At 69.7% G+C, this 25,209-nt stretch carries 24 protein-coding genes and 1 riboswitch; of the genes, 15 read left to right on the forward strand and 9 right to left on the reverse strand.

Translation table 11 applies throughout. The features are described 5' to 3' along the window. The first annotated feature begins 195 nt into the window (after nt 1–195). The 10 genes from ACFC79_RS33520 to ACFC79_RS33565 all read left to right on the forward strand — a co-directional run bounded on the left by ACFC79_RS33520 (nt 196) and on the right by ACFC79_RS33565 (nt 10,109). Nucleotides 196–804, forward strand: a complete 609-nt coding sequence (locus ACFC79_RS33520; RefSeq protein ID WP_376248236.1) for a CDP-alcohol phosphatidyltransferase family protein — start codon at nt 196–198, stop codon at nt 802–804. 113 nt (nt 805–917) lie between these two features. Continuing rightward, nucleotides 918–3,413 carry a sugar phosphate nucleotidyltransferase gene (locus ACFC79_RS33525; RefSeq protein ID WP_376248239.1) on the forward strand — a complete coding sequence of 832 codons (2,496 nt, stop codon included), beginning with the start codon at nt 918–920 and terminating at the stop codon, nt 3,411–3,413. 98 nt (nt 3,414–3,511) lie between these two features. After that, the gene (locus ACFC79_RS33530; RefSeq protein ID WP_376248242.1) at nt 3,512–4,435 is read left to right on the forward strand and encodes a DUF881 domain-containing protein; all 924 of its coding nucleotides are present in this window, start codon (nt 3,512–3,514) and stop codon (nt 4,433–4,435) included. Further along, nucleotides 4,432–4,764: a small basic family protein gene (locus ACFC79_RS33535; protein WP_003970459.1), complete on the forward strand. Its 333-nt coding sequence runs from the start codon at nt 4,432–4,434 to the stop codon at nt 4,762–4,764. Before ACFC79_RS33530 ends, ACFC79_RS33535 begins: the two co-directional genes overlap by 4 nt. 5 nt (nt 4,765–4,769) lie before the next feature. Further along, on the forward strand, nt 4,770–5,558 hold the full coding sequence (locus tag ACFC79_RS33540) for a DUF881 domain-containing protein (RefSeq protein ID WP_376248245.1): 789 nt from the start codon (nt 4,770–4,772) through the stop codon (nt 5,556–5,558). A 190-nt stretch (nt 5,559–5,748) separates the two neighbouring features. Next, nucleotides 5,749–6,528, forward strand: a complete 780-nt coding sequence (locus tag ACFC79_RS33545) for an FHA domain-containing protein (RefSeq protein ID WP_376248247.1) — start codon at nt 5,749–5,751, stop codon at nt 6,526–6,528. A 17-nt stretch (nt 6,529–6,545) separates the two neighbouring features. Next, entirely contained in the window at nt 6,546–7,289 is a 744-nt protein-coding gene (locus ACFC79_RS33550; protein WP_376248250.1) for a MerR family transcriptional regulator, read from the forward strand. Nucleotides 7,290–7,342: 53 nt separating this feature from the next. Then, nucleotides 7,343–7,816: a bifunctional nuclease family protein gene (locus ACFC79_RS33555; RefSeq protein WP_376248252.1), complete on the forward strand. Its 474-nt coding sequence runs from the start codon at nt 7,343–7,345 to the stop codon at nt 7,814–7,816. Nucleotides 7,817–7,984: 168 nt separating this feature from the next. Beyond that, nucleotides 7,985–8,602, forward strand: coding sequence for a MerR family transcriptional regulator (locus ACFC79_RS33560; protein WP_376248255.1), 618 nt, complete (start codon nt 7,985–7,987; stop codon nt 8,600–8,602). 52 nt (nt 8,603–8,654) lie between these two features. Further along, on the forward strand, nt 8,655–10,109 hold the full coding sequence (locus tag ACFC79_RS33565) for a DNA polymerase IV (protein WP_376248258.1): 1,455 nt from the start codon (nt 8,655–8,657) through the stop codon (nt 10,107–10,109). Here the strand turns inward: ACFC79_RS33565 and ACFC79_RS33570 are convergent. Continuing rightward, nucleotides 10,034–10,402, reverse strand: coding sequence for a PRC-barrel domain-containing protein (locus tag ACFC79_RS33570; RefSeq protein ID WP_376248260.1), 369 nt, complete (start codon nt 10,400–10,402; stop codon nt 10,034–10,036). The two genes, ACFC79_RS33565 and ACFC79_RS33570, sit on opposite strands and share 76 nt — an antisense overlap. A 113-nt stretch (nt 10,403–10,515) precedes the next feature. Next, a riboswitch (glycine riboswitch) is annotated at nt 10,516–10,611 on the forward strand. A gap of 194 nt (nt 10,612–10,805) precedes the next feature. On the opposite strand from ACFC79_RS33570, the gene gcvP reads away from it, so the two are divergent. Beyond that, entirely contained in the window at nt 10,806–13,691 is a 2,886-nt protein-coding gene (gene gcvP / locus ACFC79_RS33575) for an aminomethyl-transferring glycine dehydrogenase (protein ID WP_376248263.1), read from the forward strand. Between the two features lie 86 nt (nt 13,692–13,777). On the opposite strand, the gene ACFC79_RS33580 is transcribed toward gcvP, so the two are convergent. Together ACFC79_RS33580 and ACFC79_RS33585 are read right to left on the reverse strand one after the other, a co-directional pair. Then, complete coding sequence (locus ACFC79_RS33580) at nt 13,778–13,984, reverse strand: DUF5999 family protein (protein WP_376248266.1); 207 nt, start codon at nt 13,982–13,984, stop codon at nt 13,778–13,780. A gap of 330 nt (nt 13,985–14,314) precedes the next feature. Continuing rightward, a complete protein-coding gene (locus ACFC79_RS33585) occupies nt 14,315–14,908 on the reverse strand; it encodes a hypothetical protein (protein WP_376248269.1) in 594 nt (197 codons plus the stop codon). 479 nt (nt 14,909–15,387) lie between these two features. Between ACFC79_RS33585 and ACFC79_RS33590 the strand changes: the two genes are divergently transcribed. Together ACFC79_RS33590 and ACFC79_RS33595 are read left to right on the forward strand one after the other, a co-directional pair. After that, complete coding sequence (locus tag ACFC79_RS33590) at nt 15,388–16,893, forward strand: glutamate-cysteine ligase family protein (RefSeq protein WP_376248271.1); 1,506 nt, start codon at nt 15,388–15,390, stop codon at nt 16,891–16,893. Between the two features lie 471 nt (nt 16,894–17,364). Next, nucleotides 17,365–18,123 (forward strand): CPBP family intramembrane glutamic endopeptidase, encoded by a 759-nt coding sequence (locus ACFC79_RS33595; protein WP_376248274.1) that lies wholly within the window; start codon nt 17,365–17,367, stop codon nt 18,121–18,123. A gap of 136 nt (nt 18,124–18,259) precedes the next feature. Here the strand turns inward: ACFC79_RS33595 and ACFC79_RS33600 are convergent, their stop codons facing one another. The 6 genes from ACFC79_RS33600 to ACFC79_RS33625 form a co-directional block, all read right to left on the reverse strand. Continuing rightward, nucleotides 18,260–19,048: an ABC transporter permease gene (locus ACFC79_RS33600; protein WP_376248276.1), complete on the reverse strand. Its 789-nt coding sequence runs from the start codon at nt 19,046–19,048 to the stop codon at nt 18,260–18,262. Beyond that, nucleotides 19,045–20,034: an ATP-binding cassette domain-containing protein gene (locus ACFC79_RS33605; RefSeq protein ID WP_376248279.1), complete on the reverse strand. Its 990-nt coding sequence runs from the start codon at nt 20,032–20,034 to the stop codon at nt 19,045–19,047. The genes ACFC79_RS33600 and ACFC79_RS33605 overlap by 4 nt, the downstream gene beginning before the upstream one ends. 59 nt (nt 20,035–20,093) lie before the next feature. After that, the gene (locus ACFC79_RS33610) at nt 20,094–20,939 is read right to left on the reverse strand and encodes a DUF4097 domain-containing protein (RefSeq protein WP_376248282.1); all 846 of its coding nucleotides are present in this window, start codon (nt 20,937–20,939) and stop codon (nt 20,094–20,096) included. A 175-nt stretch (nt 20,940–21,114) separates the two neighbouring features. Next, nucleotides 21,115–21,636, reverse strand: coding sequence for a hypothetical protein (locus ACFC79_RS33615; RefSeq protein ID WP_376248284.1), 522 nt, complete (start codon nt 21,634–21,636; stop codon nt 21,115–21,117). Nucleotides 21,637–22,247: 611 nt separating this feature from the next. Next, nucleotides 22,248–22,679, reverse strand: a complete 432-nt coding sequence (locus ACFC79_RS33620) for an SRPBCC family protein (protein ID WP_376248286.1) — start codon at nt 22,677–22,679, stop codon at nt 22,248–22,250. Nucleotides 22,680–22,757: 78 nt separating this feature from the next. Next, nucleotides 22,758–22,961, reverse strand: a complete 204-nt coding sequence (locus ACFC79_RS33625) for a hypothetical protein (protein WP_376248374.1) — start codon at nt 22,959–22,961, stop codon at nt 22,758–22,760. Between the two features lie 246 nt (nt 22,962–23,207). On the opposite strand from ACFC79_RS33625, the gene ACFC79_RS33630 reads away from it, so the two are divergent. Continuing rightward, entirely contained in the window at nt 23,208–23,759 is a 552-nt protein-coding gene (locus ACFC79_RS33630; protein WP_376248376.1) for a Clp protease N-terminal domain-containing protein, read from the forward strand. A 265-nt stretch (nt 23,760–24,024) separates the two neighbouring features. Continuing rightward, entirely contained in the window at nt 24,025–25,056 is a 1,032-nt protein-coding gene (locus ACFC79_RS33635; protein ID WP_376248289.1) for a DMT family transporter, read from the forward strand. Nucleotides 25,057–25,209 lie beyond the last annotated feature (153 nt).

Here is a 25,209-nt window from a genome sequence, read left to right on the forward strand (position 1 = left end):
GATGGTACTGCAGGGGGGACCCTGTGGGAGAGTAGGTCGCCGCCGGACTCCTTTTGTGGGAAGCCCCGTGCCCTTGTGGCACGGGGCTTTTCCGCATTTCAGGAGTGTTTGTGTCACCCCCCTGCGCGTCTCCGAGGCGGCTGAGGGTAGGGTCGTCCAGGCATCATTCGTACGTTCTTCACAGGAGGCCCCCGGGTGGAGGTCCAGGAGACTCGGGTACAGACGGACCGGGTGTTCACCATCCCCAACATCCTCAGCATGGCTCGCCTTGTCGGGGTTCCGCTTTTCCTGTGGCTGATTCTCCGCCCTGTGTTCGGCGGTCCTCAGAGCGACGGCTGGGCCCTCCTGGTGTTGATGCTGAGCGGCATCAGCGACTATCTCGACGGCAAGCTGGCCCGACGGTGGAACCAGATCAGCAGCCTGGGCCGACTGCTCGATCCTGCTGCGGACCGGCTGTACATCCTGTCGACCCTCGTGGGCCTGACCTGGCGGGAGATCCTGCCGCTCTGGCTCACCGCGGCACTCCTGGCCCGTGAACTCATGCTCCTCGTGATGGTGGGGGTTCTCCGCCGACACGGGTATCCGCCGCCCCAGGTGAACTTCCTCGGGAAGGCCGCCACGTTCAACCTGATGTACGCGTTCCCCTTGTTGCTGCTCAGTGATGGAAGTGGTTGGCTTGCTTCGCTGGCCGCTGTTTTCGGATGGGCGTTCGCAGGTTGGGGTACAACGCTCTACTGGTGGGCAGGGATCCTCTACGTGGTTCAGGTCCGTCGGCTGGTCAAGGCGGACGCAGCAGCCGATTGAGCTCGTTGATGCGGTGCCGAGCAGCGTGGCCGGCCCGCCACTGAAGACCCGGACAGTGCCCCGACGGGCGAAGTCGGCAAGACCGTCGTCTCTTCAAGGAGGACGATTCCGACATGAAGGCCGTCGTGATGGCTGGTGGCGAAGGCACTCGTCTTCGCCCCATGACCTCAAGCATGCCCAAGCCGCTCCTCCCCGTCGTCAATCGACCGATCATGGAGCATGTGCTACGGCTGCTCAAGCGGCACGGGCTCAACGAAACCGTCGTAACGGTCCAATTTCTTGCCTCGCTGGTCAAGAACTACTTCGGGGATGGCGAAGAGCTCGGGATGGAGCTCAGTTACGCCAACGAGGAAAAGCCGCTCGGTACCGCCGGCAGTGTGAAGAACGCCGAGGAAGCGCTGAAGGACGACACCTTCCTCGTCATCTCCGGTGACGCGCTCACCGACTTCGATCTCACCGACCTCATCGCCTTTCACAAGGAAAAGGGCGGGCTGGTGACGGTGTGCCTCACACGGGTCCCGAATCCTTTGGAGTTCGGGATCACCATCGTCGACGAGGCGGGACAGGTCGAGCGCTTTCTGGAGAAGCCCACCTGGGGTCAGGTCTTCTCGGACACGGTCAACACGGGCATTTACGTGATGGAGCCCGAAGTGTTCGACTACGTCGAGGCCGACGTCTCCGTGGACTGGTCCGGTGATGTCTTCCCGCAGCTCATGAAGGAAGGCAAGCCCATCTACGGCTATGTCGCCGAGGGCTACTGGGAAGACGTCGGAACCCACGAAAGCTATGTGAAGGCCCAGGCCGATGTCCTCGAACGCAAGGTGGACGTCGAGGTCGACGGTTTCGAGATCTCGCCGGGTGTGTGGGTGGCCGAAGGCGCCGAAGTGCATCCCGACGCAGTGCTGCGGGGACCGCTCTACATCGGTGACTACGCGAAGATCGAAGCCGGTGTGGAAATTCGTGAGGACACCGTCATCGGTTCGAACGTGGTCGTCAAGAGCGGTGCGTTCCTGCACAAGGCCGTGGTGCACGACAACGTTTACATCGGGCAGCACAGCAATCTGCGCGGATGCGTGATCGGCAAGAACACCGATGTCATGCGGGCGGCCCGGATCGAGGACGGGGCGGTGATCGGGGACGAGTGCTTGATCGGTGAGGAATCGATCATTCAGGGCAACGTCCGCGTCTACCCGTTCAAGACCATCGAAGCGGGCGCCTTCGTCAATACGTCGGTGATCTGGGAATCGCGCGGACAGGCACACCTTTTCGGGACGCGAGGCGTGTCGGGCATCCTGAACGTGGAGATCACACCGGAACTGGCGGTGCGGCTGGCCGGGGCCTATGCCACCACCCTCAAGAAGGGATCCACGGTCACCACCGCACGTGACCACTCCCGTGGTGCCCGTGCGCTGAAGCGGGCGGTGATCTCGGCGCTCCAGGCCAGTGCCATCGACGTACGCGACCTGGAGAACGTACCCATGCCCGTCGCGCGGCAGCAGACAGCGCGCGGCAGTGCCGGCGGAATCATGATCCGTACCTCGCCGGGTGTGCCCGACTCCGTGGACATCATGTTCTTCGACGAGCGGGGCGCCGATCTCTCCCAGGCGCGGCAGCGCAAGCTGGACCGGGTCTACGCGCGCCAGGAGTACCGCCGTGCCTTTCCCGGTGAGATCGGGGATCTGCACTTCCCGTCCAGTGTCTTCGACTCGTACACCGGATCGTTGCTGCGGAACGTGGACACGACAGGGGTCGCCGACGCGGGCCTGAAGGTGGTCGTCGACGCGTCCAACGGGAGTGCAGGTCTCGTTCTGCCCAGCCTGCTGGGCAGGCTGGGCGTGGACGCCCTGACCATCAACCCGGGCCTCGACGAGTCCCGGCCCACCGAGTCCGCCGAGACCCGACGCTCCGGAATGGTGCGCCTGGGCGAGATCGTCGCCTCGGCCGGCGCCGCGTTCGGCGTGCGATTCGATCCGGTGGGTGAACGACTCTCCCTGGTCGACGAGAAGGGCAGGATCGTCGAGGACGACCGGGCGCTCCTGGTGATGCTCGACCTGGTGGCCGCCGAACGGCGCAGTGGGCGCGTGGCGCTCCCGGTGACCACGACACGTGTCGCCGAGCAGGTGGCGGCTTACCACGGCACGCAGGTCGAGTGGACGACCACCTCGCCGGACGACCTGACCCGCGTGGGCCGCGAGGACGGCACCATCTTCGGTGGAGACGGCGGTGGTGGCTTCATCGTTCCCGAATTCAGCAGTGTCTTCGACGGGTGTGCCGCTTTCGTGAGACTGCTCGGGCTCGTCGCCAGGACCCAGCTCACGCTCAGCCAGATCGATGCCCGCATTCCCCGTGCCCATGTCCTGCGTCGCGATCTGGCCACGCCGTGGGCGGTCAAGGGCATGGTCATGAGGCGGGTCGTCGAAGCCGCCGGGGAACGCAGCGTGGACACGACGGACGGGGTGCGGGTCGTCGAGGCGGACGGCCGGTGGGTGATGGTGCTGCCCGACCCGGCCGAGGCCGTCACCCATTTGTGGGCCGAGGGGCCGGACGACGCGTCCGCGCAGGACCTGCTGGACGAATGGGCGGGGATCGTGGACGGCGCAGGTCACTGACGGTTCCGCCGGTGTGCCCGGAGGCGCTGTGCGGCGTCGCCGGGCACACCGGTGGGGCCATTCGGCGGTAGGGGCGGCGACGTGCGACGATGTGCGGCATGTCGCAGCAGACCCCCGATCGGAGTACCCCCGCGCGCCCTGCGCGCCCCGACGCGTCCATGTCGCTGCTGACCAATGTGATGGACCACAGCCTCGACGACGGCTACGCCGAGGCAACGGCGCGCCGCGCCGCCGACGGCAGCGCGGGCATGCCGCGTCGGCTGAGGTCGAAACTCGGTCTCGCCGCGTGTCTGGTGCTCGCCGCCCTCGTCGTCACGCTGGGAGCGGCGCAGGCGCGTGTCTCCGCGCCGGTCCTCGCCAAGGAGCGCGAGGAACTGATCGACCGCATCAACGCCGAGACGAAGGCTGCCGACGACCTGGAGTCGCAGGTGGACGACCTCCGGGACGACGTGAGCAGTCGGCAGCGCAAGGCATTGGCGAAGCACGGAGGGGACCAGGGAGGACTGGTCGCGCTGCTCGCCGGGGCGACTCCCGTGCAGGGGCCCGGCGTAAAACTCGTGGTCGACGACGCGAAGAACACCGACCAGGGTGGCGGCGGGCCGCGTGAGAGCAGCGGATTCACGGACACCGGACGGGTCCGCGACAGGGATCTCCAGCGATTCGTGAACGGCCTCTGGCAGTCCGGCGCGGAGGCGATCGCGATCAACGGGCAGCGCCTGACGGCCCTCTCGGCGATCCGCGCGGCCGGTGACGCCATACTGGTCGACAACAGACCGCTCGTGCCGCCGTACACGGTGCTGGCGGTGGGGGACGGGAAGCCGCTCGATGCCGCTTTCCGGGACAGCGCGGACGGCCGGTACCTGCAGGCGCTGAAGGACACCTTCGACATCCGGACCAGCTTGTCCGTCCAGGAGAAGGTGAGCCTCCCCGTCGCCCCGAGCCTGATCGTACGAACAGCACAGCCTCACCGGGCCGCAGACACCGGCAGTGGTGCGGCAGACACAGAGAAGGGCACATCGTGATCGCCGTACTGGGCCTCGTCGTGGGAGTCGTGGTCGGACTGTTGGTCCGGCCCGAGGTGCCGGCGGTGGTCGAGCCCTACCTTCCGATCGCCGTCGTCGCTGCCCTCGACGCGGTCTTCGGCGGCCTGCGCGCCATGCTCGACGGAATCTTCGTCGACAAGGTCTTCGTCGTCTCCTTCCTGTCGAACGTCGTGGTGGCCGCGCTGATCGTGTTCCTGGGCGACAAGCTGGGCGTCGGAGCGCAGCTCTCCACCGGTGTGGTGGTCGTGCTCGGGATCCGGATCTTCTCCAACGCCGCGGCCATCCGCCGACACGTCTTCAGGGCCTGACACCGATGAGCAACGAAGAACTTCCGCACGAGGGCGAGGCGGCCGAAGAGCGGCCGGCCGGTTCCGCCGAGGAGATGACGGGGCGCCAGCGGCTGATCGCCGGACTGTGGCCGCCGCGCGTGACACGGGCCCAACTCGTCGTCGCACTGCTGCTGTTCGTCCTGGGACTCGGGCTGGCCATCCAGGTCCGTTCCACCAGCGACAACAGCGCGCTGCGCGGCGCCCGCCAGGAGGACCTCGTGCGCATCCTCGACGAGCTGGACGACCGCACGCAGCGGCTGGAGGACGAGAAGCAGCGCCTCGACGCCCAGCGCACGGAGCTGGAGAACAGCTCCGACCAGGCCGAGGAGGCTCGCAAGCAGACCGTGGAGAAGGAACGGCAACTCGGTGTTCTCGCGGGTACCGTGGCGGCGCACGGGCCGGGAATCACGCTCACCGTCGACGACCCGGGCGACGGGGTCAAGGCGGACATGCTGCTCGACGCGCTCCAGGAGCTGCGTGCGGCGGGTGCCGAGGCCATCGAGGTCAATGGCGTGAGAGTGGTGGCCAACACGTACTTCGCCGGTGAAGGAGGCAACGTCAAGGTCGACGGCCGTAAGATCACCGCACCGTATGTGTTCAAGGTGATCGGGAAGCCCCAGGACCTGGAACCTGCGCTGAACATCCCCGGCGGTGTGGTTCAGACACTGGAGAAGGAGCAGGCCACCGTGCATGTGGAACAGGTCGACGACATCGTCGTGGACGTCTTGCGACCCGCGGAGCGGCCTGACTACGCTCGGTCGTCGTCCCCGTGAGTCCGCGGCACGGAGGGGTCCGAGAACACGGGCAAGAGGTTGCGGGGGGTCGCCGCATCGTATTGGCGACGCGTGATGGAAACTGTCGAGTGGATACGGACGTTGTGAGGGTGTCCGGGTCGGCAGGTGTGTTCGTTCAGGGTTCGTCCTGCCCCACGGGCGGGTCTATTTCGGTCAAGGGGAATCGCCCGTGAAGTTGTTTGGAAAGTTGTTCGGCAAGAGCGCTCGCGATGAAGCTGCCCGCCATCGCGCACCGCGCCACGGCCAGGCGGAGGAGGAGGGCACGCAGCGCCCGCTCTTCCGCGACGAGATGTCCGGTTCGGGTGGGGGCGCTTCCGGCGCGTCGTCCGTTGACCCCGCCGGTGCCGGGCGCATAGGTTTCGGAGAACCGTCAACCTCAGGTACGGGTGGAGGGTTCGCCCCGAGGCAGGAGGGTTCGTCCATGCCGGTCTGCACGAGGTGCGGGCACCGCAATGCCGAGGACGGTCGTTTCTGCTCCCAATGCGGTGCGCCGCTGAAGGGCGGAATCCCCGAGCGTGCCTCGGAGACGACCTCGACCATCTCCATCTCCGGCCTGGAGGCGTACGACGCGGAGACCACCGGGCAGACGGCCCTGCCGTCCCTCTCGCCCGAGGCGCAGGCCGCGGTCGAGGCCCTTCCGCCCGGTTCGGCCCTCCTGGTGGTGCGACGCGGTCCGAACTCCGGGAGCCGCTTCCTGCTGGACGGCGAGCTGACCACGGCCGGTCGCCACCCGCAGAGCGACATCTTCCTCGACGACGTGACCGTGTCGCGTCGGCATGTGGAGTTCCGCCGCGGCCCCGACGGCAGCTTCACCGTCGCTGACGTGGGGAGCCTGAACGGGACCTACGTCAACCGGGAGAGCATCGATTCCGTCGGGCTGTCCAACGGCGACGAAGTGCAGATCGGCAAGTACCGGCTGGTCTTCTACGCGAGCCAGCGGGGCATCTGACCCGTCAGGGAAGGTCCATGCTGAGAACACCGACGGGCGGTGCCGGAAACGGCACCGCCACCGCCGACGACCGCCCCATGAGCATCGGTACGGTGCTCCTGCAGCTGCGGGACGAGTTCCCCGAGGTCACGATCTCCAAGATCCGCTTCCTGGAGGCCGAGGGGCTCGTCGAACCGCAGCGAACCCCCTCCGGCTACCGCAAGTTCCGTGCGGCCGATGTGGAGCGGCTCTCCCAGGTGCTCCGGATGCAGCGGGACCACTACCTTCCGCTGAAGGTCATCCGTGAGCATCTCGATGCGCTGGCCCGCGGCGAACAGTCCGCGCTGCCGTCCGGCGGTGGTCCGCGGGACCTTACCGACGGCGGCAGGGCCGGGGAGCCGGGGCGGCGCACCGCGGCACGGATCGGTCGTGCCGAGCTGCTCGCGGCGGCCGAGGTCAGTGAGAGCGATCTCGACGAGTGGGAGTCGTACGGCCTGCTCGCCCCGGCTGCCGGGGGCGGCTACGACGCCGAGGCGGTGACCGTGGCCAGGCTCGTGGCGGATCTCGGCAGGTTCGGCCTCGAACCGCGTCATCTGCGCGCCATGAGGGCGGCCGCGGACCGCGAGGCCGGACTCATCGAGCAGGTCGTCGCACCTCTGCGCCGGCATCGGAACCCGCAGACCAGAGCACATGCGGAGGCCACCGCGAAGGAGCTCGCCGAGCTGTCCGTGAGGCTTCATTCCGCCTTCGTGCAGACGGCGCTGGGAGTCCGGTTCCACTGATCGCGCCGGTGCCCGACTATCCAAACCTGCCGAGCAGGTCCTAGGGTTGCTGTGTGAACGAGCTCGACGTTGTGGGTGTCCGGGTGGAAATGCCCTCCAATCAACCGATCGTGCTCCTGCGTGAAGTGGGAGGCGACCGGTTCCTCCCGATCTGGATCGGTCCTGGTGAGGCGACCGCCATCGCCTTCGCCCAGCAAGGCATGGCTCCGGCCAGGCCGCTGACTCATGACCTCTTCAAGGACGTGCTCCAGGCCGTCGGCCAGGAGCTCACCGAGGTCCGCATCACGGATCTGCGGGAAGGGGTCTTCTATGCGGAGCTGGTCTTCGCCAGCGGGGTCGAGGTGAGTGCGCGCCCGTCCGACGCCATAGCCCTCGCGCTGAGGACCGGAACGCCGATCTACGGCAGTGACGGGGTGCTCGACGACGCGGGCATCGCCATTCCGGACGAGCAGGAGGACGAGGTGGAGAAGTTCCGCGAGTTCCTCGACCAGATCTCACCGGAGGACTTCGGAACCAACAGCCAGTAGCTGTGCCGAGGGGACGACGGCCCCGCATCCGGCAAGCCTTTCCCGCTCGCGCGGCACGGGAAACCACCCTTGGGGTGATTATCACTCGGCGTGCCGAGTGTGGCGATCGTTGACGCACTCCGGGTGACTGCCTACCTTCGAGATGGCAGGTCAAGGACGGAGGTCGGCGTGAGAAGCAGCGGCGACGGTACGGCAGTCGGTGGGCCGTACCCGCAGCAGGGGAGTACGGCCGACCGCACCATCGGGCAATCGGTTCAACCGGCTGTGGTGGCGGGGGACGGCATGGCATCGGCCGACGGCATCGGATATCGGGGACCGACGGCCTGCGCGGCCGCCGGGATCACCTACCGGCAACTCGACTACTGGGCGCGCACGGGGCTGGTGGAGCCTAGTGTGCGTCCGGCGTACGGATCGGGCACGCAGCGGCTCTACAGCTTCCGGGACGTCGTCCTGCTGAAGATCGTGAAGCGCTTTCTGGACACGGGCGTCGCCCTCCAGAACATCCGCACCACGGTCCAGCACCTGCGGGCCCGCGGGTTCCAGGACCTGGAACGGATGACGCTGATGAGCGACGGCGCGACGGTTTACGAGTGCTCGTCGCCCGACGAGGTCGTCAGCCTGCTCCAGGGGGGTCAGGGCGTCTTCGGCATCGCCGTGGGCGTGGTGTGGCACGACGTCGATGCCGCACTGTCCCAGCTGCACGGCGAGCGGGTGGACACCGGCGAGACGCTGATCGGGAACAACCCCGGCGACGAGCTCGCCCGGCGGCGGAACCGCGCCGGCTGATCGGCAGGGCGGGCGCGGCGATTGTCAGTGCCATGGGGCAGCATCGATTGATGTGAGAGCCGCGCCCACCATCCTCCACCTGGACATGGATGCCTTCTACGCCTCCGCGGAGCAGGCGGCGAAGCCGAGCCTGCGCGGCAAACCGGTCGTGGTGGGAGGACTGGGGCCACGCGGTGTGGTCGCCACCGCGTCCTACGAGGCCCGTCGCTTCGGAGTGCACTCGGCGATGCCCATGGCGCAGGCACGACGCTTGGCGCCCAACGCGGCCTATCTGGTGCCGCGCTTCCATCTGTACCGTGCGGTGAGCGACCAGGTCATGGAACTGCTGGGGCGGCTCTCCCCGCTGGTGGAGCCGCTCAGCCTGGACGAGGCGTTCGTCGACCTGGAGGCCGGCGGGACGGCCGACGACCGGGCCTCCGCGCTGGCGATCGGGGAGGAGCTGCGCGCGGTCATCGCGGCCGTGACCGGGCTCACGGGCTCGGTCGGACTCGCGGGTTCCAAGATGCTGGCCAAGATCGCGTCGGAGGAGGCGAAGCCGAACGGTCTCAGGCTCATCGAGCCCGGGACGGAACGGGAGCTGCTCGCGCCCATGCCCGTACGGACCATCCCCGGCGTCGGGCCCGCCACGGCCGACCATCTGCGCCGCGCCGGAATGACGACGGTCGACGATCTCGTACGCGCGGGTGAGGCGGAGCTCGTGCGCCTGATCGGCAAGGCGCACGGCAGCTCGCTGCACCGCATGGCGCTCGGCCACGACGACCGGCCCGTCGTGGCCGAGCGGGACGCGAAATCCGTCTCCGTCGAGGACACCTTCGACATGGACCTGCACGACCGGGTGCGGGTCAGGACGGAGGTGGAGCGGCTGGCCGACCGATGTGTGCGGCGGCTGCGCGAGGCGGGGAGGTCCGGGCGGACGGTGGTGCTGAAGGTGCGTCGGTACGACTTCTCCACGCTCACGAGGTCGGAGACGCTCCGTGGGCCCACGGACGACCCCGGGGTGGTCCGGGAGGCCGCCGCACGGCTCCTGGAGGCCGTGGACACCACGGGGGGCGTCCGGCTCCTGGGCGTGGGTGTCACGGGCCTGGCCGACTACACGCAGGAGGATCTGTTCGCGCAGGCCGCCGACGCGAGGGCCGGGGCCGAGGGCGCGGCCGAGGTGGCCGACGAGGAGACGGACGGGACGGCGACCGCGGAAGCGGACCGGGCCGAGCGCGAGACCGCCGAGCGGCTCGCCGCCCGGCAGTGGCCGGCCGGACACGACGTGCACCACGACGTCTTCGGTCACGGCTGGGTCCAGGGCAGCGGCGTCGGCCGGGTCACCGTGCGGTTCGAGGAACCCGGGTCGGTGCCGGGTCGGGTGCGCACGTTCCGGATGGACGACCCGGAGCTGCGGCCGTCCGAGCCGCTGCCCCTGGTGCGGAACCCCGTGGACTATTCCTCCTGGCCGGCCAGCCTGCCGAAGTCCCTGTCCGGTGCGGTCTCCTCGGGAAGGGAATCCAGACCGTAGTGCCGGTACAGCTGGAGCTCCTGTTCCGGCGAGAGATGACGGCCGACACCGAAGTCCGGCGCGTCCTTGATCAGAGCACGGTCGAACGGGACGCGGAGGGTGTCCTCGACGAGCTCGCTGGGTTCCAGCGGGACGAAAGCGTCCCGGCTGAAGAGACCGGTGCGCACGGCAGCCCACTCGGGCACCCCGGTCGCATCGTCGAGGTACACCTCGTCCACGGTTCCGATCTTGGTGCCCTTGCGGTCGAACGCCTTGCGGCCGATCAGGCTGCGCGGATCGATGTCGGTCTGCACGGTCCCTCCCACTGGTCGCGGCTACTCCACAAGCACTACAGAAATGCACAACCGGGGGATCGGCCACTCGAGAATTCCGCCACGACCCCCGCTGGTAGGCTGGTTACGGCCGCTGACCCCGTGCGGGAGAGCCTTTGGAACCGATCCGAAGGCGCCGAAGGAGCAAATCCTCCCCGGAATCTCTCAGGCCCCTGTACCGCACGGACGAGGTCACTCTGGAAAGCAGGGCGGGTTCCGTGCGGCCGAGCGCCGATGCGGTTCCCATCCTCACCGACGGTGAAAGCCGGTGCTCCGCAGCGTGCGCCGGTGAAGCTCTCAGGTCGAGATGACAGAGGGGGAGGCCGTTCGGGCACCCGCGCCGGGGTGCCCCTCGCAGGTCGTGACAGACCAGGAGGCCTCCACCATGACCCCCCGTCGCACTCCGCTCTCCCAGCTGGAGCAGGGCATTCCGTTCGAGCAGCGCCACATCGGTCCGGACGCCGAGGCGCAGTCGAAGATGCTCGCCCAGGTCGGATACGGATCGCTGGACGAGCTGACCGCGGCCGCGGTGCCCGACGTCATCAAGAGCGCCGAGGCCCTCGGGCTGCCGGGCGCCCGCACCGAGGCCGAGGTCCTCGCCGAGCTGCGCGCCCTGGCAGACCGCAACGAGGTGCTGGCCCCGATGATCGGGCTCGGCTACTACGGCACCTTCACCCCGCCGGTGATCCTCCGCAACGTCATGGAGAACCCGGCCTGGTACACGGCCTACACGCCGTACCAGCCGGAGATCTCGCAGGGCCGCCTGGAGGCGCTGCTCAACTTCCAGACGATGGTCGCCGAGCTGACCGGGCTGCCGACCTCCGGCGCCTCCCTGCTCGACGAGGGCACCGCCGCCGCCGAGGCGATGGCGCTGTCGCGGCGGGTCGGCAAGGTGAAGAACGGCGTCTTCCTCGTCGACTCCGACACCCTGCCGCAGACGATCGCCGTCATCGGGACCCGTGCCGAGCCGACCGGCGTGGAGGTCGTCGTCGCCGATCTCACGGACGGCATCCCCGCCGAGATCGCCGAGCGCGGCGTCTTCGGCGTCCTGGTGCAGTACCCGGGCGCCTCCGGGACGGTGCGCGACATCCGCCCCGTCATCAAGCAGGCCCACGAGATGGGCGCCGTCGTCACCGTCGCCGCCGACCTGCTGGCCCTCACCCTGCTCACCTCGCCCGGAGACCTGGGCGCCGACATCGCGGTCGGCACCACACAGCGCTTCGGCGTCCCGATGGGCTTCGGCGGACCGCACGCCGGCTTCATGGCCGTGCGCGAGAAGTTCGCCCGCAGCCTGCCCGGCCGCCTCGTCGGCGTCTCCGTCGACGCGGACGGCAACAAGGCGTACCGGCTCGCCCTGCAGACCCGCGAGCAGCACATCCGCCGTGAGAAGGCCACCAGCAACATCTGCACCGCGCAGGTGCTGCTCGCCGTCATGGCCGGGATGTACGCCGTCTACCACGGCCCGGACGGGTTGCGGACGATCGCCCGCCGCACCCACCGCTACGCGGCGGTCCTCGCCGAGGGCCTGCGCGCCTCCGGCGCCGACGTCGTGACCGGCAGCTACTTCGACACCCTCACCGTGCGGGTGCCGGGGAAGGCCGCCGCCGTCGTGGCCGACGCCCGCGAGCGCGGTGTCAACCTGCGGCTCGTCGACGCCGACCAGGTCTCCCTCGCCTGCGACGAGACCACCACGCGTACGCAGATCGCCGCAGTCTGGGCCGCCTTCGGTGCCGACGGCGACATCGACGCGCTGGACGCCGCGACCGCCGATGCGCTGCCGGGGAACCTGCTGCGCACCGACGAGATCCTCACCCACCCGGTCTTCCACCAGCACCGCTCCGAGACGGCCATGCTCCGCTACCTGCGCAGGCTCGCCGACCGGGACTACGCACTGGACCGCGGCATGATCCCGCTCGGCTCCTGCACCATGAAGCTGAACGCCACCACCGAGATGGAGTCGATCACCTGGCCCGAGTTCGGCGCGCTGCACCCCTTCGCCCCGGCCGAGCAGGCACAGGGCTTCCTCACCCTCATCCGTGAGCTGGAGGAGCGCCTCGCCGAGGTCACCGGGTACGACGCGGTGTCCATCCAGCCGAACGCAGGCTCGCAGGGCGAGTTCGCCGGCCTCCTGGCCGTCCGCGCCTACCACCGGGCCAACGGGGACGAGCAGCGGACCATCTGCCTCATCCCGTCCTCCGCGCACGGCACCAACGCGGCGAGCGCCGTGATGGCGGGCATGAAGGTCGTCGTGGTGAAGACCGCCGAGGACGGCACGGTCGACGTCGAGGACCTGCGCGCCAAGATCGAGAAGCACCGCGACGAGCTCGCCGTGCTCATGATCACGTACCCGTCGACGCACGGCGTCTTCGAGGAGCACGTCGCGGACATCTGCGCCGAGGTGCACGACGCGGGCGGTCAGGTGTACGTCGACGGCGCCAACCTCAACGCGCTGGTCGGCCTCGCGAGGCCGGGCAGGTTCGGCGGCGACGTCTCGCACCTGAACCTGCACAAGACCTTCTGCATCCCGCACGGCGGCGGCGGTCCCGGCGTCGGCCCGGTCGGCGTGCGCGCGCACCTGGCTCCGTACCTGCCCAACCACCCGCTGCAGCCCTCGGCGGGCCCCGACACCGGAGTCGGACCGATCTCGGCAGCTCCGTGGGGTTCGGCCGGCATCCTGCCCATCTCCTGGTCGTACGTGCGCCTGATGGGCGGCGAGGGCCTGAAGCGGGCGACGCAGGTCGCCGTGCTGGCCGCCAACTACATCGCCAAGCGGCTCGAACCGCACTTCCCGATCCTCTACACCGGCCCCGCGGGGCTGGTCGCGCACGAGTGCATCGTGGACCTGCGGCCGCTCTCCAAGGCCATCGGCGTCAGCGTCGACGACGTCGCCAAGCGGCTCATCGACTACGGCTTCCACGCGCCGACCATGTCGTTCCCGGTTGCCGGGACGCTGATGATCGAGCCGACCGAGAGCGAGGACCTCGCGGAACTCGACCGCTTCTGCGACACGATGATCGCCATCCGCGGGGAGATCGAGAAGGTGGCGTCCGGCGAGTGGAGTGCGGACGACAACCCGCTGCGCAACGCTCCGCACACGGCGGCGACGCTGGGCGGGGAGTGGGAGCACGGCTACAGCCGTGAGACGGCGGTCTTCCCGGCCGGCGTCACGGCCGCCGACAAGTACTGGCCGCCGGTGCGCCGGATCGACGGCGCCTTCGGCGACCGCAATCTCGTCTGCTCCTGCCCGCCGTTGGACGAGTACGACAACTGACGTGTGAACGGCAGGGTGTGACAGGTCATGCGTCGGGGCCGGTGCGGAGGGTTCTCCGGGCCGGCCCCCGTTCGTACCGGCCGCGATCAGGCGGCGTTCATCACCGGGTCGCCCGCAGGAGACCGGTGCGGGGCGATGATCTGCCCGTCCGGGAGCAGCTCACCGGTGTCCTCGAAGAGCAGGACGCCGTTGCACAGCAGACTCCATCCCTGTTCCGGGTGGTGCGCCATCAGGCGGGCGGCTTCCCGGTCGGCTGAGTCGGCGGTCGGGCAAGGTGGCTGGTGCTGGCACATGGATGGGTTCTTCCGCTGCGTCGAAGTGAATGTCCTGCGGCTTGATGAGGCGTTCATGGCCGCTCCCCCGTGTCGGTAGGTCTGGTCCCAGTGTTGCCCTACGGCCGCCGTTCCGCAGGTATTTCGCAGCAGCACTTCTCCTTACTCCGATGACGCGTCACCCGGCCGGATGGTTCACCGCAACTGCACCGCCCCTTCGGGTGGTTCGGGGTGGCCGGACCGGGCTAGTCCGGACGGGCGGGACGTGCGCCTCCCCACATGTCCGTGCCCCGCCACGTCTCTCTCGCGGGGCGGGGCACGGACATGTGCGGTGCGCGGACGCGAACGGCGTCAGGCCGGTGAGCCGAGCAGCGGGCCGGGACCCGGGGCGATGCGGAGGGTCATCAGACGGAGCAGATCGGCGACCCGGTGGGCGCGGTGTGCCGCGATGCCCGGCGGCGCGGGTGCCAGCGGCACCAGCAGATCGGCGGCGGCGAGCGAACCGCCGCAGGCGTCGGCCTCGGTGTCGGCGTGCAGCCACAGCGCCAGCATGTAGAGCGCCGGAATGGACAGCAGGCGCGGCTGGTAGGAGGGTGTCACCGCCTCGGCCTGGCGCAGGGCGAGTTCGGTCGAGGCAATGTACGGCCCCTCGAAGAAGTGCGAGAAGGCCCAGCCGTCCGGGGTGAGCATGGTGTCCGCCGCCGCGACGGACCGCTCCGAGTCGCGGATCAGGAACCGCCAGGCGGCGAGCCGGGTGGCGGGTGCGAGGCCGTCCGGTCCGATCCGGTCCAGCGCGTGGACCGGGAGCGGCAGTTCGGGGCTCAGCGATCCCTGGGCGGACCGGAGGGCGGGAGTACGGGCCTCGCGGACTGCGGTGGGTGAACCGAGTGCCGCGAGAACGCTGCGCAGAGCGGGCGCGGGAGCCGGGGGTACGTGCAGCGGCATGGTGGGTCGCCTCTCACTTGGGAGACACGGTGATGCGTGGGCGGGTGCAGACGGCGCTGTCGGCATACGGGGCCAGAGGGGGCCGGGACCGGGCCGGTGCGTCAACTCTCTGCCTCGTCAGCGAAGTTTATACGACACGTGTTCACGCAGTGTTTCCACTAGCCGTCGCTGCTATTGCCGACAAGGCGGTATCAAGACTTTATTATGCGGTGTTTCTGTTGATTCGTCGTCAACGGCGCAGCTCTTGCCGGGGACTTTACTCCGGGCGGGGACGGCTGAAACGCGGCGCCGTATTCCCACGCTCCGACAGCGGAAACTGCACACTGCCCCATGCCGAGGGAATGTGCCCCGATCGGCCGCCTCAAGGTTACCGGGTGCGCGGTGTTCGAAGGGGCGTTATGGATCACCGCCCTGGGCATCATCGACCGTGACGCGAGCGGCCTGGCCGCGGGCTGCCCACTTGAGGAAGGGATTCTTCCATGGGGGATAAGGTCGTGGCGGGCGCCTTTGACCTGTCCGATCGGCAGAGGTACCGGAGGAAACTCCACCAGTGCCTGGAGGGGCTGGAGAGGCTCCTGGCGGAACGGAGGTTCGACCGTCCCCGCAACCTCATGGGCATGGAGATCGAGCTGAACCTGGCCGGCTCCGACGGTATGCCGAAGATGATGAATGGGGAGGTGCTCCAGCGGATCGCGAGCGGAGATTTCCAGACCGAACTCGGGATGTTCAATTTGGAAGTGAACATAGTCCCGCATCATTTGGACGGCCGGGTTTTCGATCAGCTGGCCGAGGAGCTCAGAACCGGTCTCGGATATGCCCATCGGAAGGCGGGAGAGGTCGACGCCGGTATCGTGATGATCGGAATTCTGCCCACCCTGGGGCATGCGGATCTCGTGGCGGCGAACCTCTCGGAAGCGGACCGCTACACACTGCTCAACGACCAGATGGTGGCCGCACGGGGCGAGGACTTCGCCCTCGACATCCACGGCGTCGAGCATGTGGTCTCCACGTCCTCCTCCATCACCCCGGAGGCGGCCTGTACCTCGGTTCAATTGCACCTCCAGGTGACGCCGGAACGTTTCGCCGACGTGTGGAACGCCGCCCAGGCCGTCGCCGGGGTGCAGATCGCGCTGGGTGCCAACTCTCCTTTCCTGTTCGGCAGGGAGCTGTGGCGCGAATCGCGACCGCCGCTGTTCCAGCAGGCCACGGACACCAGGCCACCCGAACTCCGCAACCAGGGGGTGCGCCCCCGGACCTGGTTCGGTGAACGGTGGGTGGGATCCGCGTTCGAACTCTTCCAGGAGAACCTGCGTTACTACCCGCCGCTGCTGCCGATCTGCGACGACGAGGACCCACTGGCCGTGCTCGACGCGGGCGGTGTGCCGCGGCTGCAGGAGCTGGTGCTGCACAACGGCACGATCTACCGGTGGAACCGGCCGGTGTACGGTCTCGTCGACGGCATTCCTCATCTGCGGGTGGAGAACCGGGTGCTGCCCGCCGGTCCCACGGTCGCCGATGTCGTCGCCAACGCGGCGTTCTACTACGGGCTCGTACGCGCCCTCGCCGAGGAACCGCGTCCGGTGTGGACCAGACTTCCGTTCGCGGCGGCCCGGGAGAACTTCGACACCGCCTGCCGTCACGGCATCGAGGCGGAGCTCGTCTGGCCCCGCCCCGGGAGGTCGGGGGGGCTGGCCCCGGTGCCGGCTGTCGATCTGGTCCGGGACGAGCTGCTGCCGTTGGCGGCGGCGGGGCTCGACGCCTGGAACATCGCCCCCGCGGACCGCGACCGCTACCTCGGGGTCATCGAGGGACGCTGCGAACGGCGGATGAACGGGGCGTCCTGGCAGACCGGCACGTACCACCGTGCGCGGGAGGCAGGGCTGGGGCGGCATGCGGCGCTGGCGGCGACCACGCGCAGGTACACCGAGCTGATGCACGGCGGCGAACCGGTGCACGACTGGCCCACCGGACTTCCCCCGGTGTGAGCCGCCCTCGTGCGGATGCGGCGGGCGTGAGGGTTCGACCTGGGCGGCCGCACCGCCTACCGCGTCCTCGTGCGGACGGGTGGGCCATGAACGTCCGACTGCGGACGCCGGTGCGCGGTCGGACGTCTGCCGCGACCGCGGTTCCGGCCGCTCCGGCGCGGGCGGTCGCGGTGGTGACGGCGACGGTGCGCCGACGGCGGACGGGGCGGGCCTCCCCGCGTTCACCGGTCGCGAGATCGTCGGGCAAGCTGTGACGTCCCATGTCGGTGGTGCCTCTCCTTGGGGACGTACAAGGAAAACGAGGAACCACGCCATCGCCGATGATGGCCTTCCCCGCGACCGGTCGCGCATGATCTCCGTACTTGCATTCGAGAACCTGGCGGGGCGGTGGGGGAACGGGGCGTGAATGCGCAACTCAAGGCAGGTGTACAGGTGGAGACGAGGTACGTGGCCGATTCATTTCCTCGGGAGATGCCCTCACAGCGGGTACTGCGGTCGGAAACGGTGTTGGTGCTGGCGCTCTCGCTGGGTGCCAGTGGTGTGTCTGCCCTGATCAGCTTTGTCGGTTCGCTGACGAAACCGGGAGGTCTGAAGGAGCAGGCGGCGACACTCAACAGTTCGTACGCGCCGGGACGCCCATGGCTGGATCTCGCCTGGCAGCTCTTCGGGATCACCACGGCCCTGGTGCCCGTCGCGCTCGTCGCCCATCTGCTGATGAGAGAGGGCGCCGGGCTGCGCGCCATCGGTTTCGACCGGACCGGGCCGTGGCGGGATCTCGGGCGCGGCACGGTGGTCGCGGCGGGTATCGGAAGTGCCGGGCTCGCCTTCTATCTGGTGGCGCGCGCCGCCGGATTCAATCTCACGGTGGTTCCGGAGTCTCTGCCCGACGTGTGGTGGAAGTTCCCGGTCCTGATCCTGTCCGCACTCCAGAACTCCGTACTGGAGGAGGTGATCGTCGTCGGGTATCTGCTGCGCAGGCTCGGGCAGTTGGGGTGGTCGCCGACGGCGTCCCTGGTGGCCAGTTCGGTGCTGCGAGGTTCGTACCACCTGTATCAGGGCATCGGCGGCTTCGTCGGCAACCTGGTGATGGGCGTGGTCTTCGTGCTGCTGTACCGGCGCTGGGGCCGCGTCGGTCCGCTGGTGGCGGCGCACATCCTGCTCGACGTCGGGGCGTTCGTCGGGTACGCGCTGTTGGTGGGGAAGGTGGGATGGCTGCCCACACCGCCGTGAACGGTTCGTCGGCTCCTGCGCGGGCCGCGGCGCGCCGGCGGGGAACGCGGACGGGCGGCGTACGCCGACGCGGTGTCGGAGTACGCCGCCCTCGGGCGGGGCGGGGCGTGGGAGGTGGCCCGTGCGATGGTCCCGACTACGTCGGATCGCGGTCGAACACCGCCTTCGACCAGAAGTAGCCGAGCAGGATCAGGCCCAGGGACCAGACGACCGCGAGCCACCCGTTGTTGCCGATCTCGCTGCCGAGCAGCAGCCCGCGCAGGGTCTCGATGGCCGGTGTGAACGGCTGGTACTCGGCGATCGGCCGGAACCAGCCGGGCATCGCGTCGACCGGGACGAAGGCGCTGGAGATCAGCGGCAGGACGACCAGCGGCAGCGCGTTGTTGCCGGCGGCCTCGGCGTTCGGACTGACCATGCCCATTCCGACGGCGATCCAGGTGAGCGCCGTGGCGACCAGGGCGAGCAGCCCGAACGCCGCCAGCCACTCCAGGGCCGTGGCGTCCACGGACCGGAAGCCCATGGCCACCGCGACGGCACCGACGAGGACCACGCTCATGACCGATTGGAGCACGCTGCCGACGACGTGCCCGATGAGCACGGACCCGCGGTGGATTGCCATGGTCCGGAAGCGGGCGATGATGCCCTCGGTCATGTCGTTGGAGACGGACACCGCGGTCCCGACCACGGTGCTGCCGATGGTCATCAGCATGATGCCCGGCACGAGGTAGGCGATGTACGCGGAGCGGTCCGCGCCGCCGCCGATGCCCGCGCTCATCACGTCGCCGAAGACGTAGACGAAGAGGAGCAGCAGGACGACCGGCGTGAGCAGGAGGTTCAGGGTGAGGGACGGGTAGCGCCGTGCGTGCAGGAGGTTGCGGCGCAGCATCGTGGACGAGTCGCGCACGGCGAGGGGGAAGGAACTCATCGGACAGCCTCCTCGGAGGGCCGGTCGGTGCCGCCGGTCAGGGCGAAGAACACGTCGTCGAGGTCGGGGGTGTGCACGGTCAGCTCGTCCGCCTCGATGCCGACCGTGTCCAGCAGGTCGAGGATGGAGCGGAGCTCGCGCTGGGTGCCGTCGCTGGGGATCTGCAGCGTGAGGGAGTCGTCGTCCCGGGTGACCTCGTGCAGCGACAGGCCCGCCGACCGGTAGGCGGTGGGGTCGGAGAACCGGAGCCGGACGTGGCCGCCGGGGACCAGCCGTTTCAGCTCCTTAGCGGTGCCCTGGGCGGCGATCCTGCCGCCGTCGAGCACGGCGATGCGGTCGGCGAGCTGGTCGGCCTCCTCCAGGTACTGCGTGGTGAGGAAGACGGTGACGCCGTCGGAGACGAGGTCGCGGATGATCTGCCACATGGAGTGCCGGGACCGGGGGTCGAGGCCGGTCGTCGGCTCGTCGAGGAAGATGACGCGCGGGTCGCCGACCAGCGTCATGGCGATGTCGAGGCGGCGCTTCATGCCGCCGGAGTAGGTGGCGGCGGGCTTCTTCGCGGCGTCGACGAGGTCGAAGCGCTCCAGCAGTTCGGCGGTGGTTCGGCGGCCCTCGTGGCGGGGGAGACGGTGCAGGTCCGCCATGAGGAGCATGTTCTCCTCACCGGTGATCAGGCCGTCGACGGCGGAGAACTGCCCGGTGACGCCGATCGAGGCGCGCACCGCCTGCGGGTCGGCGGCCAGATCGTGGCCGTTGACGTGCAGGTCGCCGCCGTCGGCGCGGATGAGCGTGGAAAGGATCTTCACGACGGTGGTCTTGCCGGCGCCGTTGGGGCCGAGCAGGGCGAACACGGACCCGGCCGGGATACGCAGATCGATCCCGTCGAGCACGGTCCTGTCCCCGTACGACTTGCGCAGACCCACGGCGGAGACGGCGGGCGGACGCGGATCCGGTTGTATTGGTGTGGGCATGACAGAAGACAGCATGGGCCCTCCCGTTCGAAGGCTGGAGTGACTGGTGGGTGAGTGAGCGGGTGGGGCGGTGGTCAGGCCCGGGCGCGACGGACGTCGATGTTGCCGTAGCGGGTCCGGGCACGGACCTCGACGGTGTCCTCGGCCTTCTCCGGGGTCTCGGAGGCGGTGAGCGTGTTGCGGACCTGTCCGCGGTCGGAGCTGACGTCGAGCCAGGCGGCGGTGCCCTCGCGGATGCCGACCTCGATGGCGCCGTGAGAGGTCTCCAATTTGACGGTTCCGCGGGCGACTTCGGCGACACGCAGGCTGCCGTGGGCGGTGGTCGCCACGACCGGGCCCTCGGCGCGCACGATGTCGATGTCGCCGTTGGCGCCGCTGACCCGCAGATCGCCCGTCGCGGCGCCGACCGTCGTGGAGCCGTGAGAGTTCTTCAGGACGGCGGGACCGTCGATGGTGCCGACGCGCAGGCTGCCGGAACTTGTGGTGATCTCGGCCGTGCCCTCGATCCGCTCGACGGTGATCGAGCCGTGGGACGCGGACAGCTTCAGCGGTCCGGTCGTGTCGAGGCGGACGTCACCGGACGAGGTCTTCACCCGGACCTCGCCGAGCCGGCCCTCGCCGAGCACCTGGGCCCACGCGCCGGTCACGTCCACGCGTGAGCCCGTGGGCAGTTCGACCGCCACATCGACGGTGCCGGTGCGCCCGAGGAGGTAGCGCTGCTTGGGGGTCCTGATGGTCAGGACGCCGCTCGTGTACGTGACCTCGGTCTGGTCGGCCGCTCGTACGTCCTGGTCCTTCTTCGGGTCCCTGGGGTGGACCTCGACGAGGGTGTCGACGCGGTCGCCCGCGGTGAAGCGGATGGAGCCGGCCTCCACGAGCGTCGTGGCCGAAATCGGTTCGGGGGTGTCGAAAGCAGGCATGGCTGTCCCGTCCTCTTGGGTCTTCCGTGCGTCCCCGCTGGTGGGACGTGGTGTGGGTGAAGCGGTTCGAGGGGCGGCCGGTGTTGTGTCCGGCACCTTGTGCCGCGACGGGCGACGTCCGTCCGTCGCGGCGCCAGGTCGTGTCCGGCGGATCACGGCCGGGGCCGGACACGGCCTAGCGGACCCAGCCCGTGTAGCTCTGTCCGATGGTCCGGGTCCGCTCCGTCGTGCGCGGCCGGGTGCCGTCGACCGCGGCCGACACGGCACGCACCAGCCAGGCGTTGACCGACAGTCCCTCCCGGCTCGCGGCCTCCTCGGCGCGGGCCTTGAGGTGGGCCGGCAGGCGCAGGTTGACGCGGGCGGTGCCACCCTCGTCACCGTCGGCTGTGGGGGGCCCGAGCGGCTCGACGGGTACGGCGGGCGCGGAGGGCTCCGCGGGGGTGCCGCTGTCGGCGGGCGGTGGTGTCACCACGAAGTCGGGGTCGAGCCCGCGCAGCCGTACGTCGACCGAGCCGGGGGCGAGTTCGCGGGTGATCTCGTCCATGGCGGCGGAGAGCACGTTGAGCAGGGTGAGCCGGGTCGCCGACTCCAGGGGGGCGGTGAGCCTCTCGGCCAGCTCGCGGGCTTCGTCGCCACCGGCTTCGGCGGCCACCGCGAGTTCGCGGCGGAGGGTGTCGACATACGGGGTGAGGTCCATGACGCCATCATGGCACCATGGTGGCGCCATATGCAAGCGTGGAGGTGTCACTCGTGGTCCGTCGTCGGGGAAAGGTGCCCTGAGCTGCGGGGTTGCGCATCGCTTGGCTGTGCTTCGGCATGGACGCGGTGCCGGGGAGGTGACGGAATGGCGCCGGATGGTGTCACGTGGCGCCATGGCGTCCCGCGCGTATCGCCCGGACCTTGCCGACGGACTCGCGGGCGCGGTCGAGGCGGCTGGCCAGGAGGCCGGTGGATCCGCGTGACGGCGGCCCGTCGCATGCCCGGGGTGCCCGATTGGATCTCGGCCGGCCGGCCGCGGTGGTGGCGGTGTTGCCGTGAGGTCCGGCGCGCGGCCGAGGTCGCGCCGGGTGAACGCGACGGCATGGTGGTGCCGGGGCGGCGAGAGCGTCCGTGCCCGGTACGGGCACCGCGCCCTGCGCCGCGACGGGCGGGGGTGCCCGGCCGCGCCGTGCGTCGCGAGGAGGTCGGCACGGGGTGGGCGTGCGGGCGCGGGCTTGTGGGATGTGCTCGACGACCGTGAGGCGAGGACCCGCGCCGCGCGGGTCCTCGGTGAGGTCCTCTCGTTCGCGCTCCCCGGCGGCGGCCCCGTCAGGCGGCGACGAGCTCGTCCAGCCTGCGCAGCGACTCGACGAGCGCCGCGGTGGCCGAATCCTTGAGCTTGCTCGCCATCAGGGAGACCGCGGCGCCGGTGAACTCCCCGTCGATGCGGACCGTGGTCGTGTTCCCGTCCGGTGTCAAGGAGTACCGCATGGCCAGGCTGACGCCCATCGGTCCCTTGCCCCGGGTGGTCAGCAGGCGTGCCGTCTCCAGTTCCGCCACCGTCCAGGTCACCTCGGCCGGAAAGCCCATGAGCTTCATGTTCTCCTCATAGGTGGCGGCGACTTCGAGCGCCGTCGGGCCGCCCTTGGGGAAGCTCGTGTGGGTGGCGTTCCACCGGCCGTACGCGGTGAAGTCCGTGAGCTGGGCCCACACCTTCTCGGCGGGTGCCTCGATGCGTGCTTCCGCACTGACTTCGGCCATGCGACCACCCCTTCTTTATGGGTTACGGTGTCGCGGAACGTAGCCGCAGGGGCGTGAACATTCAATGCTGACGAACAGTCAGATATGCGTGGCCGTTCCGTCGGCTCCCGTCCGCCAGATCGAGGCGGAGTCGAACCGATCGGAAGCGCGCGGGTGCGGGCCGTCGTCATGACAGTGGAACGCGGCCCAGAACAGGTCGGCGCGCAGTGCGTCCACGGGCGCGTGGATCCGGTACACGTACTCCCGCCCGTCGAGCGCCGGCAGGGCGACCAACCAGGACACGTCCGTGATCCCCTTCCGGCTGCCGTACAAAGTGTTGTTCCTGTGGGACGTGCTGGAGCGGCCTCCGGTTGCTCCGGGGGCGAGGTGCGGGGTGGTGCGCGCCACCCCGCACCGATTCGGTTCCACCATGGCGAGATCTCATCCGCAAGGATGAGGAGCCGCACCGGCGTACCCAACTTGCGTGGGATGCCGCAATGGGCCGCTCCGGGGATGCTTTGCCGCCCCAGGACTGATGGGGTGAGAGGTGTGCAAAACCGGACGCCTCGGATCCCACGACAGCCCGTATCGAACCGCGCCGAGCCCGATGCCGGACTCACCGCGGAGCTGACCGCTGTGGTGGCGGGCGCCCGCAGGCGCGCGCTGCGCGACGGCGATCGGCACATCGACACGGCACATCTGCTGCATTCCCTCATTGAATCGGACCCCGGGGCGCGGGCGGTCTTCGACGGGGGTGCGCAATTGGCCAAGGTACTCGGCTACCTCGTCCAGCGAAGTATCGGATACGGGCTCCGCTGGCAGGGGTCGGTGGAGGACTCCGGCGCCGTCCCGGTCGTCACGGACCCTGGGGCGGCCGTACGCGAATCCGGTGCGGAACGCTGGTCGCCCGCGGCCGCATCGGCGATGGCGGAGGCCCGCGCGCGGGCGACCCGGCGCGGCGACGGACGAGCCGGAGGCCTGGACCTGCTCGCCGCTCTGGCCACGGACCACGACTGCCGGGCGGTCGAGGTGCTGGAGCGGGCCGGGGTCGACGCGGAATCCCTCGCGGCCCGTGTCGCGCGGGCGTCGGGCCGGGACTGAGCCGCCCGTAGCCGGGAACGGCCCCCGAAGGGCGGATGCGCCGGTGCTCCGGCGGCATGTCGATGTGTCGCCGGTTCGTCGCCGATGTGCCGTGGCACCCCTCGGTGCGGCCGTCCGCGTGCGCCGGTGGCGGGAGGGGGCGCCACCGGCCCGGACGAGGCGGTTCGGGGGCCGCGAGGAGCCGTGCGGCCGAACGGCGGTGCGGAGGCGGTCCGACAGGGGTCACCGGGATGACGCTCCTGACGACAGCTGCCATGATGTGCCGATGCACGCGTCTCAGGGGAGAAGCGCCGGCCTGGGGCTCGCCCTGGTATCGGCGTTCGCATTCGGCGGTTCGGGGGTGGCGGCCAAGCCGCTCATCGAGGAGGGCGTCGATCCGCTCCACGTGGTGTGGCTGAGGGTGGCGGGCGCCGCTCTCGTCATGCTGCCCGTCGCCTGGCGCCATCGGGAGCTGGTGCGCCGACGACCGGTCCTCCTGCTCGGGTTCGGACTGCTGGCCGTGGCGGGCGTGCAGGCGTTCTACTTCGCCGCGATCTCCCGCATCCCCGTCGGGGTCGCGCTGCTGATCGAGTACCTGGCGCCCGCGCTCGTCCTGGGGTGGGTCAGGTTCGTGCAGCGTCGGCCGGTGAGCCGGAGGGCGGCGGTCGGAGTGGTGCTCGCCGTGGGCGGACTCACCTGCGTGGTCGAGGTCTGGTCCGGGCTGACGTTCGACGCGATCGGCTTGCTGCTCGCCCTCGGTGCCGCGTGCTGCCAGGTCGGCTACTTCGTCCTGTCCGACCGGGGGAGCGGGGACCGGGCGGGGGGCGTGGAACCGCCGGACCCGGTCGGCGTCATCGCGTACGGTCTGCTGATCGGTGCGCTCGTCCTCACCGCGGTCGCACGGCCGTGGACCATGGACTGGCGGGCCCTCGGCGACAGCGCGGGCATGGACGGCACGGAGGTCCCGGCCTGGCTGCTCCTCGGCTGGGTCGTACTGATCGCGACGGTGCTCGCCTACGTCACCGGGGTGATCTCGGTGCGGTTGCTCTCTCCCGCGGTGGCGGGCGTCGTCGCCTGCCTGGAGGCGGTCGTCGCCACCGTCCTGGCCTGGGTGCTGCTCGGCGAGCACTTGTCGGCACCGCAACTCGTCGGGGGCTCGATGGTGCTGATCGGTGCCTTCGTCGCGCAGTCCGCGACCCCGGCGAAGCCCTCCGGGCCGGTCGCGAACGGAGGGGGCGAGGGGCGTGCCGGGGGCTCGGATGCGGGCCGAACCGCCCCCGCCGAGGGGGAGTTGTCCACCGGTCACACCGCGACGTAATGTGACGATCATGCATTCGACCGTGCTCTCGCCCCCTGCCGCCTAGCGCGGGCGGCCACTTCCGACGAGGACCGGGCTCGGGCAGTTCCCGAGCGGCCGGTCGCTGCCCGCGTGCGGAGTCGAGCGACCACCTTCCCGTCCCTCATCCTGAGG

The organism is Streptomyces sp. NPDC056061 (genome assembly GCF_042266885.1).
Taxonomy (GTDB): domain Bacteria; phylum Actinomycetota; class Actinomycetes; order Streptomycetales; family Streptomycetaceae; genus Streptomyces.

Coding starts and splice junctions, on each gene's coding strand:
- ACFC79_RS33595 (WP_376248274.1), top strand. CDS start 17,365: ATGCCCTCACAGCGGGTACTGCGGTCGGAAACGGTGTTGGTGCTGGCG.
- ACFC79_RS33550 (WP_376248250.1), top strand. CDS start 6,546: ATGCTGAGAACACCGACGGGCGGTGCCGGAAACGGCACCGCCACCGCC.
- ACFC79_RS33530 (WP_376248242.1), top strand. CDS start 3,512: ATGTCGCAGCAGACCCCCGATCGGAGTACCCCCGCGCGCCCTGCGCGC.
- ACFC79_RS33590 (WP_376248271.1), top strand. CDS start 15,388: ATGGGGGATAAGGTCGTGGCGGGCGCCTTTGACCTGTCCGATCGGCAG.
- ACFC79_RS33540 (WP_376248245.1), top strand. CDS start 4,770: ATGAGCAACGAAGAACTTCCGCACGAGGGCGAGGCGGCCGAAGAGCGG.
- ACFC79_RS33580 (WP_376248266.1), bottom strand. CDS start 13,984: ATGTGCCAGCACCAGCCACCTTGCCCGACCGCCGACTCAGCCGACCGG.
- ACFC79_RS33610 (WP_376248282.1), bottom strand. CDS start 20,939: ATGCCTGCTTTCGACACCCCCGAACCGATTTCGGCCACGACGCTCGTG.
- ACFC79_RS33600 (WP_376248276.1), bottom strand. CDS start 19,048: ATGAGTTCCTTCCCCCTCGCCGTGCGCGACTCGTCCACGATGCTGCGC.
- ACFC79_RS33605 (WP_376248279.1), bottom strand. CDS start 20,034: ATGCTGTCTTCTGTCATGCCCACACCAATACAACCGGATCCGCGTCCG.
- ACFC79_RS33525 (WP_376248239.1), top strand. CDS start 918: ATGAAGGCCGTCGTGATGGCTGGTGGCGAAGGCACTCGTCTTCGCCCC.
- gcvP (WP_376248263.1), top strand. CDS start 10,806: ATGACCCCCCGTCGCACTCCGCTCTCCCAGCTGGAGCAGGGCATTCCG.
- ACFC79_RS33585 (WP_376248269.1), bottom strand. CDS start 14,908: ATGCCGCTGCACGTACCCCCGGCTCCCGCGCCCGCTCTGCGCAGCGTT.
- ACFC79_RS33615 (WP_376248284.1), bottom strand. CDS start 21,636: ATGGACCTCACCCCGTATGTCGACACCCTCCGCCGCGAACTCGCGGTG.
- ACFC79_RS33620 (WP_376248286.1), bottom strand. CDS start 22,679: ATGGCCGAAGTCAGTGCGGAAGCACGCATCGAGGCACCCGCCGAGAAG.
- ACFC79_RS33635 (WP_376248289.1), top strand. CDS start 24,025: ATGCACGCGTCTCAGGGGAGAAGCGCCGGCCTGGGGCTCGCCCTGGTA.